Source organism: Bacillus cereus group sp. MYBK101-2 (assembly GCF_051918845.1).
Classification (GTDB): Bacteria; Bacillota; Bacilli; order Bacillales; family Bacillaceae_G; genus Bacillus_A; species Bacillus_A paranthracis.
The window spans coordinates 181,667-198,328 of record NZ_JBQAIE010000007.1; the positions used below are offsets into that span (position 1 = coordinate 181,667).

The window sequence follows — 16,662 nt, forward strand, 5'->3', positions numbered from 1 at the left end:
ATTTAGAAGGAGAGAGTTTACATGATAGAAAGTAAAGTTGTAGATTCTATACCAATTTTGAATGAGAATGATTGTCAAATATGGTGGGGAAGGATTTCGGATTTACAATCATGGCATTACAATTTACTAAATGATGTTGAACGAGAAAAAGCAAATTCATATCATCATTCGGCAGATCGTGCCCGTTTTATAATAGGCTGTGTAATTAGTAGATTAGTTCTAGGTAAAATGCTTTCTATGTCGCCAGTTCAAGTTCCAATTAATCGAATGTGCCCAGTATGTAAGTTACAACATGGTAGACCACAATTACCAGAGGGGATGCCGCAGTTATCGGTTTCACATTCGGGTGAGTGGGTTGTAGTTGCATTTACAAAGTCTGCACCTGTAGGCGTTGATGTTGAACAAATGAATCTAGATGTTGATGTTATGAAAATGGCAGAAGGCGTATTAACCGACATTGAAATAGCGCAAGTTATGAAGTTACCTAATGAACAAAAAATAGAAGGTTTTTTAACATATTGGACTAGAAAGGAAGCTGTGCTCAAAGCGACAGGTGAAGGTCTAATGATTCCACCAGTGGATATTACTATATCAGCTCCAAATGATCCTCCAAACTTGTTAGTTTTTCAGGGTAGACAAGAGTTAGTAGAAAATACAGTGATGAGAGATTTAAGGCCAAGTGTAGATTATATAGCTTCAATTGCAATATGTAGTAAAGAAGTCACCGAAATCATACAGCTGGATGCAGTAGCGCTTTTAAATTATAAATAAGTTTAATAAAATACTTTATAGAAGAGGTGTTCCTCATGCTAGTAGCGGAAAATAGAACAAATGAATCCACTTATAATGTACAAGCAATTAAAAATATTTTATTTTCTGGAGATACATCATCTATTCATGCTTTAGAAAAGTTATTGAATGATACAGTTCAGTTTGATGTTTTAGAACAAGAGGTGCTGGATAGACAGTATATCCCGAAAGAAGCAAAGAGTTTCTTTGATAAAAACGGAACATTTCTTTACCGTGTATCCAATGTTGGTTATAAAGGAAAAGTATTATCTGAAAATCTCATTTTTGCGGATACCTCGTTTTTACCAAATACAATAAAGATGGAGCTAGAGAGTGGAAACATTCCAGTTGAAAAACTTATAGAAAAGATGGAAGTAAGAAGGAACGTATTATATGAAGGATATCAGCCTTCTGGGAATATTATTGAATTGTTCGATGGATGCTCTGTTTCGGCGCATGTGTATCCAACAAGAAAATATCAAATTGTAAGTAACTGCAGATGCATATTTTATATTTGCGAGGTGTATCATGCAGAAAATATAAAGCAATTACTAAATTAAAACAAGAAACCAGCCTATAAAATGGCTGGTTTCTTGTTTATTTCACAGCTTCTTTTAACTCTTTACCTGCTTTAAATGCAGGAACTTTACCAGCAGCGATTTGAATTTCTTCGCCGGTTTGTGGATTACGTCCTGTACGAGCAGATCTTTCACGCACTTCAAAAGTTCCAAAGCCGATTAATTGAACTTTATCGCCAGACTGTAATGCAGTAGCAATTGTGTCAAATACAGATTGTACAGCTGCAGAAGCATCCTTTTGAGAAATATCAGCTGATTGTGCGACATTTTTAATTAATTCTGTTTTGTTCATGTTTTCACCTCATAAAAAAATTTTTTGGAATGAATGATTTAGTATAATAGATAGGAAAGATAAAGCTCTTTATATTGTTAGAAAGAATGCTATATAGTTATGTTAATTTCGTTGCAGGAAACTGAATCCCTGCTAATAATTAGGGATTAATTAAGAAATGATGCATACAAAACGCTATAATATGAGGATGAGGGGGAGTATACGGATGATTTTTCGTGAAAAGGATGAGAAAGAAAGTACATTAATTCGTCAACATGATCATGGTTTTTTAGCTGGAGAGATTGCAAAGCATATAAAAGAAGATTTTTTTGAAGATGACACATATTTAAAAGAGACAATTGATGCAATATATGAGCATGATAGAGGATGGATAGAACTTGATAAAGTACCAATTTTAAATGATGCTAAAAATATCCCATATACATTTATGGATTGTCCAAGTTCATTACGTTTTGTCTTTTATACGATTGGTTTGAATGAAATTGAGGATTCCAATCCATACGGAGCATTACTTTGTAGTAAGCATTTTTTATCATTTCCATTAAATGAGGAAGATGAAGAGATGATGTCATTTTATACAGGGGAATTAGAACGACAAAAAAGAATATTGACGACGCTAACAAAAGAACAATTTGCGATGTTCGATAAACATTATAGATTATTAAAGTTTTGCGATGAACTTTCTTTATATGTCTGTATGAATAAACCAGGTGTAGAAAAGGAAGAGGAAATTGATTTGTTTAAAGATGGTTTTGAAGGAACAGAAATGTTTAATAGTAAGGAGGAGAAACCTATACAAGCTGAATGGGTGGACAAGGAAACAATTCGGATTACACCGTTTCCATTTCAAACGGAATTTCATACGTATGTAAAATATAAAACTATAAATAAACAAGAAATTGAAGAAAAAGGAATTGCAAAAGCTGATAGAGAATCAGAAATAAAGAAACAAACTATTCGTTTCATACAATAAGGAGGCGATTTTGATTGAAAGAGTACATGTTAAAACAAGTGGATTACCATGCTTGGGCTAATCTACGATTATTCAATCGACTAAAAGAATTACCAAACTATGAGACGATTTTTATTGAACAGATGCAGAGCGTATTTCCATCAATCAAGGATACGTTTGCCCATATTTATATTACAGATCAAGTGTGGTTACACATATTGCATGGTAAAAGTATGAATGAAGCAATACAAGACCGAGAAGATTTACGAAAACAAATGGAAAACAAATCGTTACATGAATTAGAAAAAATGTTTGAAAATATGGCAGATCAATATAAAGACTTTTTAAGTACAATACAAGATGTGAATGCTGTATTTGTTATCGAGAATCCATATGCAGGAAAATTAGAAACTTCAATTTTAGAGTTAGTACAACATGTTGTAAATCATGGTACATATCATAGAGGAAATATAACAGCGATGATTCGTCAACTTGGTCATTCGTCGACAATGATGGATTTTGTTTTGTATTTACATATGGTTAAAAAGCAGGGAGAGTAATATAGTTTATAAGAAGGAGAGGCTTTAGTTGTAGAAGTCTCTCCTTCTATTTTATTCCGCATGAATGGTAGATCAACTGATTAAAGTTTTACTTTATTTCTTAAGAAGCTTTATTTTCTTGTAATTGCTTCGCATATTGTACAGCCTTATATGCATTGACTCTACCATTTTTCCAGTACGTACCTGTACCACTAATTTTATCTGTAGTAGACTCAATAATTTGGCGAATTTGTGTATTGCTATATCCTTGATTTGCTAAAAGAGCAGCAACTCCTGCGACATGAGGTGTTGCCATAGATGTACCACTTAATGATTGATACGTGCTTCCTTTATATGTGGAATATATATTTGAACCTGGTGCTGCAACATCAACCCAGCTACCATAAGTAGAAAATGAAGATTTCTTATCTGATTGATCTGTAGAAGCAACTGCAATCACTTCGCTGTAATAAGCAGGGTAATTAGCTTTTGTATTTCCAGCATTTCCAGCAGCTGCAACTATAACAGAGCCTTTATTCCATGCATATTGAACGGCTTGTTGTAATGCAGTACCACCATTTGGAGCTCCTAAACTTAAACTAATTACTTTTGCACCCGAATCAGCAGCTTCTCGAATACCTTGCGCTACAGCATCGAGAGTACCACTTCCTTGATTATCTAATACGCGAACAGCATAAATGGAAGTTTGTGGGGCAACACCAGCAATTCCGACGCTGTTATTCGTAAGTGCTCCAGTAATTCCAGCGCAATGTGTACCATGACCATTACCATCATCAGATGTATTGTCGTTATCAACATAATCATGCCCGTAAATTACTTTCGAAGCTAAATCAGGGTGTGAGCCTTGAACTCCTGTATCAATAATGGCTACTTTTACACCAGGATCACTTCGTTGGCTATCCCAAGCTTGTGGAGCTTGAATTTTTTGTAATCCATATTGATTTTTAAAATATGGATCGTTCGGAGTCCAAAAGGCGTGAACGTAATAATTCGGTTCTGCATATTCCACATCTGGATTATTTTTATAACTCTTTATTTTTTCTTTTACAGTACCTTTTGAAAATTGAACGACTTCAAAACCTAACTTATCATCTTTAGATAAGACATTAGCTCCGACAGATTTATGAAAAGATTGCACATTACTTAAAGATGCATTTTGCTTGAACTTAACGATTAATTGGTTAGGAACGTAATCAGTAGATGATGTTTCAGCGCTTGAAGTATTCGTGTTAAAGAAGAAACCACCAATAATAAATGACAAAACAGATAGGAAAACAATGATTTTGTTTTTCAAAAGATTTTTCCTCCCTTTTCTTGGATGAGTTTTTCAGCGACACTTTAATGTCGCATTCCTTTTCAACTATATAGTTAGACCATACGATTTATGACATTTATATGAAAAACTTTTGGAGGAATAAAAAGGAGTAAACATTGATATAAATATATTTTTAATGATAGTAATAAAGTGAAAGAGGGGATGAAAAAAGGAATGCTCATCATGTATGAGTCATTCCTTTTTTCATAGATTAACTTGCCTGTTTTTTATTATTTTCTTTCAATTTCTCTGCTTGTAAAAAGCGATTCGTTTCAGCAACAACAATACCACTTAACCCAATAAGACCAATTAAGTTTGGAATCGCCATAAGTCCATTTGCAATATCCGCAAATGTCCATACGATGCCTAATTTTAAATTCGCACCAATAGCAATCATGACAATAAAGATTGCTTTATAATATTTAACAGCACTTTCTCCAAATAAATAAGCCACGCATTTCTCACCGTAATACGACCAGCCTAAAATAGTAGAGTAGGCAAATAAAATAATTGCGATACCAAGAATCATACTACCAGCAGTACCGAATACAGATTGAAACGCAAGTGTTGTAGCTTCAACCCCAGTTTTACCAGACTTCCATGCACCTGTAGTAATTAATACTAGCCCTGTAATTGTACATACAATAAACGTATCTAGAAAAGTACCAGTCATTGAAACTAAAGCTTGCTTTGCAGGGGAATCAGTTTTTGCAGCCGCCGCGGCAATAGGGGCACTCCCTAAACCAGCTTCGTTCGCAAATACGCCGCGCGCCATTCCAATTTGAATAGCTGATGCAACTGTTGCACCGATAAAACCACCAGCAGCTGCAGTACCATTAAACGCACCAGAAAAAATAAGTGAAAATGCTTCAGGAATTTGATCGTAGTGATAGAAAATAATGATTAGACCAGCAATGATATAAAAGAAAGCTTTAATAGGAACAACATATCCTGTTACTTTCCCGATTTTTTTTACACCGCCTAAAATAACGATAGCGATTAAAAATGACATTACTATACCAGTTAAAGCAGGAGGGAAAGAGAAATTAATTCGCATTGCCTCTGCAACTGAATTAGATTGCACCATGTTACCGATACCGAAAGAAGCAGTTGTACCGAATATAGCAAATAAAACTGCAAGCCATTTCTTACCTAAACCACGTTCTAAATAGTACATGGGTCCACCTGAATATTCACCATTTTCATTACTGACACGATATTTCACCGCAAGAATTGCTTCGGCATATTTTGTTGCCATACCAAACAAAGCAGTAATCCACATCCAAAAGATGGCACCAGGTCCACCAATCGTCACAGCAGTTGCAACACCAGCTATATTTCCCATACCAATCGTTGCCGCCATAGCTGTCATAAGTGCTTGGAAGTGGCTAATATCTCCAGAGGAAGATGTATCTTCTGATTTTTTAAAAGCTAGTTTGTGAGCGTATAATAGTTTACTAAACTGTAAACCTTTTAAACGCACTGTGAGAATAATACCAGTACCAACGAGTAACAACAACGTTGGTAATCCCCACACATAGTGATTGATTTGTTCTAATACTTTACTTACTGTCTCCATCTTTATTCTCCTTTTTTAGAAAAAATAAAAACCACTTCAAGTAAATGAAATGGTCTCTGGAGAAACAAGGGATAGAAAAATAAACCGATACAAATCGGCATTTTCTTTCGCTTGTCTCTGTCCTTTTACCTGAGAGATTATCCGCTATAGTAGCGGATTTGCTCCTTCGGTGCTCGTTTTCCTCTACACTATATAAAGCGAGAGGGAGTCTCTCCAGAGATTCGTCCCCATGCAGTTCTACTTGTAAACAAGACCTGAGAGTTTCAAAGTCGGTTAACAACTTTTTGCCCCGTCGGTAGATCAATAGACCTTCTCCTGAATGGTTCATCCGAATTATAAAATTAATAACCTATACGTATTGAATGTGTATAGAATCAATAAAAACATTATAGATATACAATTAATGAAATGCAATCATTTTTTATTTTAAAATAGTAAAGAATTCTATTTTTTCGAAAGTCCTAATTTCTCTTCAACTTCAGTTAAAGTAGATAAAGCGATGACAATATGTTGATCTGCAAGCCCTAAAGCATGTTTCGTATTTTCAATTGTTGCACTGTTTAGAGTAGAGTTAGTGGCTCCGTCTATAATTAAATCTGCCGCGTTTTTCATAAATTTAGAAGCAGCCTTAAATTCAGTTGTGAAATAAAGAAGTTGTTCTTGTATTTGTACTTCCGATATATCTTCTTTAATTTTCAAAATGTCTATTTCATTCATAATGTTTTCATATTGTTTTGAAACAGCATTCATTGTAACTAATAGTTTATCTCTGTCTACTGAATCACTGTTCGTGTTAATCTCTTCCCAGGCAGGCAACCAATCTTTTTCGATGATATCATTATAATTAGTAGTCAATTCATTAATTTTAGGCTGTAATTTCGTTTTGAAAGTTTTTGTATCCGTTGTTTCTACAGGTGCTTTTTCTTTGTTATTTTTAACATTAGTAACGTAGAAAATTGTACCGAAAATGATGAAAATAGAAATAACAACTGTCCATTTAGTAAAAAGTAATTTTTGCAATATGTAACGCCTCCAAAATTAAAAAACTTATAATTATAATATATAACAATAATGTTGTTTTAAGTAGAGAAAATAGGTTAGAAAGTATATAATATATATTTTTTTATATACATAAATAATTAAAGTTAGTAAAATGATGATAATATGTAAGAAAAGAGGATTTTTAGTGGAAATGAATAGAAGAAAACTAGTTTCAAATATTTCAATGGCTATATTATTAGTTTGTTTAATTGCATTCATATTTATGAATAAAGAATCTAAAATTAAAGATTTTCCAATACCAATGTCAGCAATACATATTAACGATGATAAGGAAGAGGATTATAAATATATAAGTGTAATGCCTATTACAACGGTAAGTGGATGGGAGAACTTAGGTGAAAACGGGCATACTGTTAGTTTTAAAAAAGGGGAGCGGAAGGTAACTGTATTACATTATCCGGGAGAAATTACGTATTATTTATTTGAGAAAAAGATGAATAAGGGAGATTAGCTAAAGATGTAATTCATTAAGAGTTACATCTTTTTTTGTATTCTGAATTATTTGAAATTAAATTCGATAGATGTTTTGATAGATGTAGTGATAAATATGATTAGTTCTATATGTCTATAAAGAGTATTAGGGTGATTATAAAAATATTATGTGAACTAATTGTTGTGAGAAGAAGATAAATTATATGCTAAAGGTGGAAGAAAAAATGCTACTAAAAACAATCTACTGTAAGGTGGAAGAAGAGAAAAAGGAATTGTTTTCAAAAGCACAAGAAAAATGGCGTGATATACAGCATCTAGATGGTTTTTATGGACAATTTGGTGGATGGAATGAAAATGAGGCATGTGTATTTACTTTATGGGAAGATAGAAATGCATATCAATCATTTATGAATGGTGCTCACGATACAATTTATATAAATAGTAATCAAGAGGATACGTTTCTTTCATGTGAAATCGAATTATTTCAAACATTGTATGATATAGCAGAAGTGCCTTTGAAAGACGTTGTTACAGAAGGATCCTTCGTAAGGGCGGCTGTATGTGATGTAAAGGAAGAAAAAGAAAAGCAATTTTTACATAAACAAGAAACAATTTGGAATAAAGGAATGAAAAATATAAAAGGGATGCTAGGTGGGGTAGTTGGGAAGTCTTTACAAAATGAAGATCGTTACATCGTGTTAACTTATTGGAAAGATGGAATGGCGCATCAAAATTATGTAGAAGAGATTTTCTCTGAGTTGTATAAACTGGCTAATATTCATGAAGATATAGAAGATATGAGAGATCAACAAGTTGTATGTAAGGAAGAATGGTTTGTATATTAAGCACGGAAAAAGTGTATAAATGAATGTATAATAAAGATATTTTCTTATAAATAAGTAATTAATAGAAGACGTTATATGCCCTTTCATGTTAATATATTTAAGTTATAATAGGAGGCTTACCCTTTTGTATTGTACGGTAGAAGCAGTGTGAGCTTGAAATTTTTTTAGAAAAGGATGTGCCTAATTTGCGTATCAATAAATTTATTAGTGAAGCTGGAAAAGCGTCTCGACGCGGAGCAGATAAATTAATTAATGAGAGAAGAGTAATTATTAACGGTAAGGTTGCAAAAATTGGTGACCAAGTGAATCCAGGTGATGATGTACGCGTAAATGGAGAGCAACTTCGTATTGCTCGAGATCACGTATATATCGCTTTAAATAAACCAGTAGGTATTACATGTACGAGTGAAAAATCAGTAAAAGGTAATATTATCGATTTAGTGAATCACCCTTTACGAATTAGCCATATTGGACGTCTTGATAAAGACTCAGATGGTTTAATTTTGTTAACGAATGATGGTGATATTGTTAATGAAATTTTACGTGCTGAAAACAAACATGAGAAAGAATATATCGTTTCAGTAGATAAGCCAATTACACCTGATTTCTTAGAAAAAATGGCAGCGGGTGTTAAAATTCTAGGTACAAAAACACTTCCTTGTGAGATCATACAGTTATCAAAATATGAGTTCAAAATTATTTTAACACAAGGGTTGAATCGCCAAATTCGTCGTATGTGTGAAGCTTTAGGTTATCAAGTATACACGTTAAAACGTACGAGAATTATGAATATTGAATTGAATAATTTACCTGTTGGACAGTGGAGAGATTTAACGAAGAAAGAGAAACGACGTCTATTTGCAGACTTAAATTACGAACCACAAGATTGGTAAAATTGAGAAGGAGAAACCAAAAACATTTTTTGGTTTCTTTTTTATTAAATAAAAAATCTTTTCCAAACACTTGCAAAAATAAAATGAATAAGATATAGTAAATAACAATTAATGGATGTATTTAAAAAAAGCAAAGAAAAGGACACGAGTTATTTTCCCCGGTTATACAGAGAAGGAAGGAAAGCTGAGAACTTCCTAACGCAGAAAAATAACTTACCACCTTAGAGCTGCACTAGGGAAACGAAGTATCTAGTGCCGTGTAAGCGACGTTATCGCAAAAGAAGCCATTATGTTTTTTGTGATGGGAATCTGGGTGGAACCACGGATATAAGCATATTCGTCCCTATTTTAGGGATGAATATGCTTTTTTGCATTCAATTTCATAATAAATAAGCGAAGAAAAGGACACGAGTTATTTTCCCCGGTTATACAGAGAAGGAAGGAAAGCTGAGAACTTCCTAACGCAGAAAAATAACTTACCACCTTAGAGCTGCACTGGGGAAATGAAGTATCTAGTGCCGTGCAAACGACGTTACCGTAAATGAAGCCATTATGTTTTTTATGATGGGAATCTGGGTGGAACCACGGGTATAAGCACGCTCGTCCCTATTGTAGGGATGAGTGTGCTTTTTATTATGAAATGGAGAGATGAAAAATGAAAGAACAAATGATTGAAATTAAATTTCCAGATGGTAGTGTGAAAGAATTTGTAAAAGGAATTACTTTAGAAGAAATTGCGGGATCCATTAGCAATAGTTTAAAAAAGAAAGCAGTCGCGGGGAAAGTAAATGATGGGTTATATGATTTGCGCCGAAATATTGAGGAAAATGCGGAAGTAGAAATTATTACTTTAGATTCAGATGAAGGTGTAGAAATTGCAAGACACTCTGCGGCACATATTTTAGCGCAAGCTGTAAAAAGATTGTATGGTGATATAAATCTTGGAGTAGGGCCTGTTATTGAAAATGGATTTTATTATGATATGGATCTTCCAAGTAGTGTAAACGTACAAGATTTACGGAAAATCGAAAATGAAATGAAAAATATCATAAAAGAAAATATAAATATAGAGCGAGTTGAGGTGTCTCGAGAAGAAGCAGCAAAACTATTTCAAGAAATGAATGATCGTTTGAAATTAGAACTTTTAGAAGCAATTCCTGATGAGGAAAGTGTAACACTATATAAGCAAGGTGAATTTGTAGATTTATGTAGAGGGCCACATTTACCATCTACAGGTTATTTGAAAGCATTTCAATTAACTCACGTTTCCGGTGCATATTGGCGAGGAGATAGTAATAATCAAGTGCTTCAGCGTATATATGGTGTTGCATTCTCTTCCCAGAAAGAATTAGAAGAGTATTTACATTTCGTTGAAGAAGCAGCCAAAAGAAACCATCGTAAGTTAGGCAATGAACTGGAGTTATTTATGTTTTCTGAAGAGGCTCCGGGAATGCCGTTTTATTTACCGAAAGGCCAAATTATTCGTAATGAATTAGAAGCTTTTTTAAGAGAAATTCAAAAAGAATATAATTATCAAGAAGTACGCACTCCATTCATGATGAACCAAGAAGTATGGGAAAGATCAGGGCACTGGGGACATTATAAAGATAATATGTATTTCTCAGAAGTGGATAATAAAAGTTTTGCATTAAAACCGATGAACTGCCCAGGGCATATGCTAATGTTCAAAAATAAATTGCATTCTTATCGCGAATTACCGATTCGTATGTGTGAGTTTGGTCAAGTACATCGCCATGAATTTAGTGGGGCGTTAAACGGATTATTAAGAGTACGTACTTTCTGCCAAGATGATGCACATTTATTTGTAACTCCAGAACAAATTGAAGATGAAATCAAATCTGTAATGGCGCAAATCGATTATGTATATAAAACTTTTGGATTCGAATATGAAGTAGAACTTTCTACTCGTCCAGAAGATTCAATGGGTGATGATAAGTTATGGGAGCAAGCAGAAGCGTCATTAGAAAATGTATTACAATCGCTAAATTATAAATATAGACTAAATGAAGGTGATGGTGCATTTTACGGACCAAAAATTGACTTCCATATTAAAGATGCTTTAAATAGAAGTCATCAGTGTGGAACAATCCAGCTAGATTTCCAAATGCCAGAGAAGTTTGATTTAAATTATATAGATGAGAAGAATGAAAAGAAAAGACCGGTTGTCATTCATAGGGCAGTATTAGGATCTTTAGATCGTTTCTTAGCCATATTAATTGAGCACTTTGGAGGTGCATTCCCAGCATGGGTGGCACCAGTTCAAGTGAAAGTCATTCCAGTTTCGAATGCAGTCCATGTACAATACGCAGATGAGGTTGCAGATAAATTAGCACAAGCTGGTGTTCGTGTCGAACGAGATATGCGAGATGAAAAATTAGGATATAAAATTAGAGAAGCACAAATGCAAAAAATTCCTTATGTTCTTGTTATTGGTGATAAAGAAATGGAAAACGTTGCTGTAAATGTACGTAAATATGGGGAAGAAAAATCAGGTGTAATTGAACTAGATATGTTTGTGGAAAGTATGAAAGAGGAAGTGAATAATAGAATATCTAAATGAAAAACAAACCACTAAAAAGTGGTTTGTTTTTCATTATAATTTGGTTTTAGATAATATAAGTTTTTAATGAGTATTTTAAATAGGAAGTATAAAATCAATTTGTGGATAGGATTAAATTACAAATATAAGTGATAACGATGAAAAATGTTTAGAGAAGATAATAAATAGGGGGAAATGATTGTTAATAATTACAAAAAAATATTATAATTATGTAATAAACAGATTAATGTTTTTTTGTTAATACATTTATTTAATATTTAATAAAAAATAAAAGGAGAAGATGCTATGAGTTCACAATGGACTACAGTCAATCCAGAAGATGTAGATAAAGCTTCTGCCACGTGGAGTGGATTTTTATACCAAGGCAAAGTAGCAATTTATACGGTGTTAAAATATATTAATTATCTATATAAAGAGGGAAATGATATAAGTAACTATATGTTAGAAATTGAATATCTAGAAGATTTTGCGATATTAAAAGATGAAAAACATATTTCTCTTCATCAAGTGAAAGCTAAGCCTAAAACAAATACTATTGGTTCGTATAATGAAGCAATTTTAAATCTTTTAGGAAAAATGGGATCATATAAAACTGTTTCGGAAGTTAGCTTACATACAGCAGTTGATATAAAAACATTTACAAAAGAAAAATTATTTAAAAACCTTTTAGATTTTGATGTGAAAGGAAAAAAAGCTCAATTACAGATATATAAAAAGATAGCTTGTGAGGAATCAAATTTCAATAAAATGTATGAAAAACTCAAGATTTCTTGCAATACGGGATTAGTGCCCATTGAACGGTCAGCCCCACTGATCGAAATTAAGGATTTAATACTTTCTGAAATTAAGACATTCTATGATCATTGTACAAATCAAAAACTTAAAGATTTATATTCTTCAACAGAGAATAAAGAACGTATTTACTCAAATCTTATTAATATGATAGAAGAAAAGGTTCATAATGATCATTTGAAAAAATTAAAGGAAGGCAAAATATTAATTGGATTTTGCGAGTTTAGAGAGATATTAGATAGTGAAAGTATATTTTCTTTTTCGAATAAGACAATTTCTAACATGCTATTACATTTAATTTCGGAGGATTTTGTTGAGTATTGTAAATATTATGGGGTGGAAGATGAAGATTTGTATTCGCGAGAAATATGGAGAAAATATTTGGTTCACTTGAAAAATTTAAAACCGAATGATTTTTTATTATTATGTCGTAAACTGACACCACAATTACAGATTAAAAATAGAAATAAGATTGACATAGAAGAGTTTAGAAAGATTATGGAACCTACAGGGGTAAGAAACAGTTTTTTACATGGTTTAATTAAATTAAATGAAAAAATAGATATAACAACTGAAGTAAGATCTTCTTACATAATAAATAACAAGGGAGTTAATTATGTGCTTTCAACAATTGATGATAGTTCGCCTGTTGCCCATACTATTATTGGTGAAGAGATATTTAAGAATTTAAGTCAAGATGATGAGATGTTTGAAATGCTGTTTGATATCGGCGCTTATATAAATAGTCTTATTGATAATGAGTTTGATGGCAGCATTATAAGAGTTCACACTGATGTAGAATCAGAAGTTGTAATGGAGGAAGAACTAAAAGAAACAATTACAACCACGAAAAAGATTAGATTTGTAAGAATTGATACTTTATCTAAGGAGTTATTAGGATGATTGAAATAATACAAAATATATTTAAAGAAGAAAATTTTGAAATTATTAATTACGATACTAAAGATGTAGATTATGAAAATTTTTTTGCAAAAAGAGTAACAGGTGAAAAATTTGATTTCTTTTTGGTAGTACAAGTCTCAGAACAAAATTTAGATTTAGAAAACATAGATTTGATTATAAAAAAGTATTTAGAAATAATACTCAAAAATGAAAAATACCCTGGTGTTGATAAAAACTTGTCTATGATTTTATTGACAGAAAGAAATACTATTGAAATAACTGATGAATTTAATAAAAAGGTTTATGAATTTGAAGAAAATCCTTATCATTTCAAAAAATTCTTATTACCGTTTACTAAAAGTCAAAAACTATATTTAGAAGATTGTTTAAAAACGTATATGTTGCAGAGAATTTTTAGTAATCAAAAGCACTTAATAGCGCAATTAAATAGAATAATAAATGATAAAAATATGTTTTATTTGTTTAAAAATTCAGGAAAAGAACCCGAAGAAAAGGAAGTTGAAATATTCGATTTAGTTTCAAAAATATTTATAAAGCTACCATTCTTACAAGTTCAAATATCGAAAGATACCCTGCCTAATTTAACAAAACAAATTGAAGATGAAATTCCGAATGATAATAAACAAATTATTGAGAATCTCTTGAGTATTGAAAGTGATGATCCTGAATGGGATGAGATTCTTAGTGTTTTAGGAGTGAATTTAAATGAAGTATAAAATAAGTGAAGTATACATAGAGAATTTTAAGTCTATAAAAAGGAGTCATTTGCAATTCGAAGATAAAAGTTTATCGATACTGGATGGTCCAAATGGGTTTGGAAAAACTTCTATATTTGACGCTATCGAATTATTATTAACCGGAAGTATTAGAAGGGTCTCAGAAATTAAAATAGTTGATGGAAATAAGGGGTATAATGATTATTTATTTGCAAAACAACAAGATGTTCCTATAGTAGTGAAAATAAAGATTTATGATGCAGAAAAAAATGAAGAATTCATTTTTGGAAGGAAAATTGATCATAGCCATTTAAATAAACGACAAAAAAAACCTGGAGAATTTCCTTCTTCCCTACACCTACTTAATGATATAAATGACGAATTAGTTAATAAGAATAGAACAAATATTAACTTAGATGAGGTGTTTTGTAGAAAAGATTTTTCGAACACATATGGATTATATCACTATGTTGAACAAGAAGAATGTACGCATCTATTTAAAAAAACTGAGAATGATCGTATGACTGCAATTAGTAAGTTATTTAATATCGAAAAAGAAGAGTCGGAAAGAAGAAAAATTACTAAAATAAAAAATAAAATTTTGGCTAATAAGAATAAGTTGAACAATAGGATAATGGATTTAGAAAAAGATTTAGATTTATCGGTTTTGAAGGAAGAGAATGAAGGGAAAGTTAATTATATTCAACTTCTACCGGATATTGTGAGTCGGAAAATATATTGGGATAGTAAAAATTTGAAGTCATTTAGTTTAGAACAAAAAATAGAATGGTTTAGTCAAATTGAAGGCATCAGTTATTTAATAACTAATTTAGATTTATTTAAATCAGCCTATAAAAATGAAAAAATTAATCTTTCAATAAATAATAAGAAAAGAATCGAAGAAGTATTAGTTTTGTATAATCTAAAGGAGAAAATAGAAATATTAAAAGAAGAGTATAAATTGAAGCAGCAGTTAAATGGATTTTTGAAATTGCTAGAAGAAAAAGATATCTTAAATGGAAAAATATATTGGGAAAGCATATATAAGTATTTTAATTTACCTATTCCGTTAGAAAGTCTAATGGATAAATTAGATATTATTAGAAAATTGAAAAATAATTCAACAGAATTTTCAAGAATGATTACGAATTTGTTAAATACCAGAATTAGACTAACAAAATGTTTCGAAGAATTAATGAATGATTCAGAACAGAAAGATAGAAAATGTCCTTTATGTGGTGCGAAATGGAAAAATTACGAAGATTTATTAACTCAAATTTCTGAGCAAACAAAGTTTTATCAAAATCAACAGGATCATTCCTCAAGAGAAGAAAGTTTTAAAATAATGGAATTGTACGATAACTATGTTAATCAACTTATTCAAAATATAAAAAACTACATAAATTTATTGGTTAGTGATGATTTATATTATACATTGGAGCCTTATTTTGACAAGAAGGTTGATAAAAGTAGAGTAAATAAATTCTTTAAAGAAATAGGTATTAATATTGAAAACTATGTATATGATGAGCTTAATAGTTTGGATGATTTAACGTCTAGGACAGAACAATTAATTGAAAAGTTAAAAGGAGAGTTACAAGGTACAGGTGATTTTGATTATGAACAATATATAGCTCTTAAAGATATGTATGAAAATGTCTTTGAAAAAGATGAGAATTTACTATTTGAAATAGATTTAAAGAAATTTAAGCTGAAAAAAGATTATATTAATTATATATACTATATTCAATCAAATATTAAATATCAAAAGTATATAGATTTAAAATCAAAGTATGAGATGATAACAAGTGCGTATGAAACAGTTTCTGAAACGCTTAGTATTTATAATAAAAATATTGAAACTTATCGAACAAAAATGATAAAAGCAGTGGAAATCCCTTTTTATATTTATTCAGGTAAAATAATTCAAAATTATCAAAGGGGTATTGGCGTTTTTATTAAAGAAGATGAAGGAAAAGAAGAACAAATTAAGACAATTCGATTTGTTCCACCTCAAAAAACAGATCATGATATTGTTCATACATTTAGTTCGGGCCAATTATCAGCAACTGTGTTAGCTTTCACACTAGCTTTAAATAAAGTTTATAACAATAGCGGACTGAATACTATTCTTATTGACGATCCAATTCAAACAATGGATGAAATGAACATGGCATCATTCGTTGAATTGTTAAGAAATGAGTTTGGAGAAAAGCAGATAATTTTATCAACACATGAGAATCATATATCATTGTATATGCGTTATAAATTTTCAAAATACGGTTATAAAACTCAGAAACTTAATGTGAAAGAACTTTTATATAATTAAATAAAAAAACCTCTCTGATGTTG

General features: G+C 31.4%; 15 protein-coding genes, 1 riboswitch and 2 other annotated features. Of the genes, 11 read left to right on the plus strand and 4 right to left on the minus strand.

Features of this window, described 5'->3' with window-relative positions; all coding sequences use genetic code 11:
* Window positions 1–21: 21 nt before the first annotated feature.
* Window positions 22–771: a 4'-phosphopantetheinyl transferase Sfp gene (gene sfp, locus ACTFSI_RS15965; RefSeq protein WP_440045482.1), complete on the plus strand. Its 750-nt coding sequence runs from the start codon at window positions 22–24 to the stop codon at window positions 769–771.
* Between the two features lie 35 nt (window positions 772–806).
* Window positions 807–1,349 carry a cold-shock protein gene (locus ACTFSI_RS15970; protein WP_440045483.1) on the plus strand — a complete coding sequence of 181 codons (543 nt, stop codon included), beginning with the start codon at window positions 807–809 and terminating at the stop codon, window positions 1,347–1,349.
* A 37-nt stretch (window positions 1,350–1,386) separates the two neighbouring features.
* On the opposite strand, the gene ACTFSI_RS15975 is transcribed toward ACTFSI_RS15970, so the two are convergent.
* The gene (locus ACTFSI_RS15975) at window positions 1,387–1,659 is read right to left on the minus strand and encodes an HU family DNA-binding protein (RefSeq protein ID WP_001043907.1); all 273 of its coding nucleotides are present in this window, start codon (window positions 1,657–1,659) and stop codon (window positions 1,387–1,389) included.
* 205 nt (window positions 1,660–1,864) lie between these two features.
* Here ACTFSI_RS15975 and ACTFSI_RS15980 point away from each other — a divergent pair, with 205 nt between their 5' ends.
* Together ACTFSI_RS15980 and ACTFSI_RS15985 are read left to right on the plus strand one after the other, a co-directional pair.
* Window positions 1,865–2,632 (plus strand): DUF3891 family protein, encoded by a 768-nt coding sequence (locus ACTFSI_RS15980; protein ID WP_000577275.1) that lies wholly within the window; start codon window positions 1,865–1,867, stop codon window positions 2,630–2,632.
* 14 nt (window positions 2,633–2,646) lie between these two features.
* Window positions 2,647–3,171 (plus strand): DinB family protein, encoded by a 525-nt coding sequence (locus ACTFSI_RS15985; RefSeq protein ID WP_440045484.1) that lies wholly within the window; start codon window positions 2,647–2,649, stop codon window positions 3,169–3,171.
* Window positions 3,172–3,271: 100 nt separating this feature from the next.
* Here ACTFSI_RS15985 and ACTFSI_RS15990 read toward each other — a convergent pair whose 3' ends face one another.
* From ACTFSI_RS15990 to ACTFSI_RS16000, 3 genes are all read right to left on the minus strand, one after another.
* Complete coding sequence (locus ACTFSI_RS15990; RefSeq protein WP_044791065.1) at window positions 3,272–4,465, minus strand: S8 family peptidase; 1,194 nt, start codon at window positions 4,463–4,465, stop codon at window positions 3,272–3,274.
* A 232-nt stretch (window positions 4,466–4,697) separates the two neighbouring features.
* Window positions 4,698–6,065 carry an alanine/glycine:cation symporter family protein gene (locus ACTFSI_RS15995; protein WP_000451019.1) on the minus strand — a complete coding sequence of 456 codons (1,368 nt, stop codon included), beginning with the start codon at window positions 6,063–6,065 and terminating at the stop codon, window positions 4,698–4,700.
* Window positions 6,066–6,172: 107 nt separating this feature from the next.
* Window positions 6,173–6,292, minus strand: a riboswitch (glycine riboswitch).
* A 217-nt stretch (window positions 6,293–6,509) separates the two neighbouring features.
* Window positions 6,510–7,085, minus strand: a complete 576-nt coding sequence (locus ACTFSI_RS16000; RefSeq protein WP_001170886.1) for a hypothetical protein — start codon at window positions 7,083–7,085, stop codon at window positions 6,510–6,512.
* 133 nt (window positions 7,086–7,218) lie between these two features.
* Between ACTFSI_RS16000 and ACTFSI_RS16005 the strand changes: the two genes are divergently transcribed.
* From ACTFSI_RS16005 to ACTFSI_RS16035, 7 genes are all read left to right on the plus strand, one after another.
* Window positions 7,219–7,578, plus strand: a complete 360-nt coding sequence (locus ACTFSI_RS16005; protein WP_373995679.1) for a hypothetical protein — start codon at window positions 7,219–7,221, stop codon at window positions 7,576–7,578.
* A 205-nt stretch (window positions 7,579–7,783) separates the two neighbouring features.
* Window positions 7,784–8,404, plus strand: coding sequence for a DUF4937 domain-containing protein (locus tag ACTFSI_RS16010; protein WP_440045485.1), 621 nt, complete (start codon window positions 7,784–7,786; stop codon window positions 8,402–8,404).
* 185 nt (window positions 8,405–8,589) lie between these two features.
* Entirely contained in the window at window positions 8,590–9,297 is a 708-nt protein-coding gene (locus ACTFSI_RS16015; protein ID WP_139895474.1) for a pseudouridine synthase, read from the plus strand.
* A gap of 124 nt (window positions 9,298–9,421) precedes the next feature.
* Window positions 9,422–9,645 (plus strand) — a binding site (T-box leader).
* A 39-nt stretch (window positions 9,646–9,684) separates the two neighbouring features.
* Window positions 9,685–9,908: a binding site (T-box leader), on the plus strand.
* Window positions 9,909–9,952: 44 nt separating this feature from the next.
* A complete protein-coding gene (gene thrS / locus ACTFSI_RS16020; RefSeq protein ID WP_440045486.1) occupies window positions 9,953–11,878 on the plus strand; it encodes a threonine--tRNA ligase in 1,926 nt (641 codons plus the stop codon).
* Window positions 11,879–12,163: 285 nt separating this feature from the next.
* Window positions 12,164–13,573 carry an ABC-three component system protein gene (locus ACTFSI_RS16025; protein WP_440045487.1) on the plus strand — a complete coding sequence of 470 codons (1,410 nt, stop codon included), beginning with the start codon at window positions 12,164–12,166 and terminating at the stop codon, window positions 13,571–13,573.
* Complete coding sequence (locus tag ACTFSI_RS16030) at window positions 13,570–14,310, plus strand: ABC-three component system middle component 1 (RefSeq protein ID WP_440045488.1); 741 nt, start codon at window positions 13,570–13,572, stop codon at window positions 14,308–14,310. Before ACTFSI_RS16025 ends, ACTFSI_RS16030 begins: the two co-directional genes overlap by 4 nt.
* Window positions 14,300–16,639 (plus strand): AAA family ATPase, encoded by a 2,340-nt coding sequence (locus ACTFSI_RS16035; protein ID WP_440045489.1) that lies wholly within the window; start codon window positions 14,300–14,302, stop codon window positions 16,637–16,639. The genes ACTFSI_RS16030 and ACTFSI_RS16035 overlap by 11 nt, the downstream gene beginning before the upstream one ends.
* Window positions 16,640–16,662: the final 23 nt, after the last annotated feature.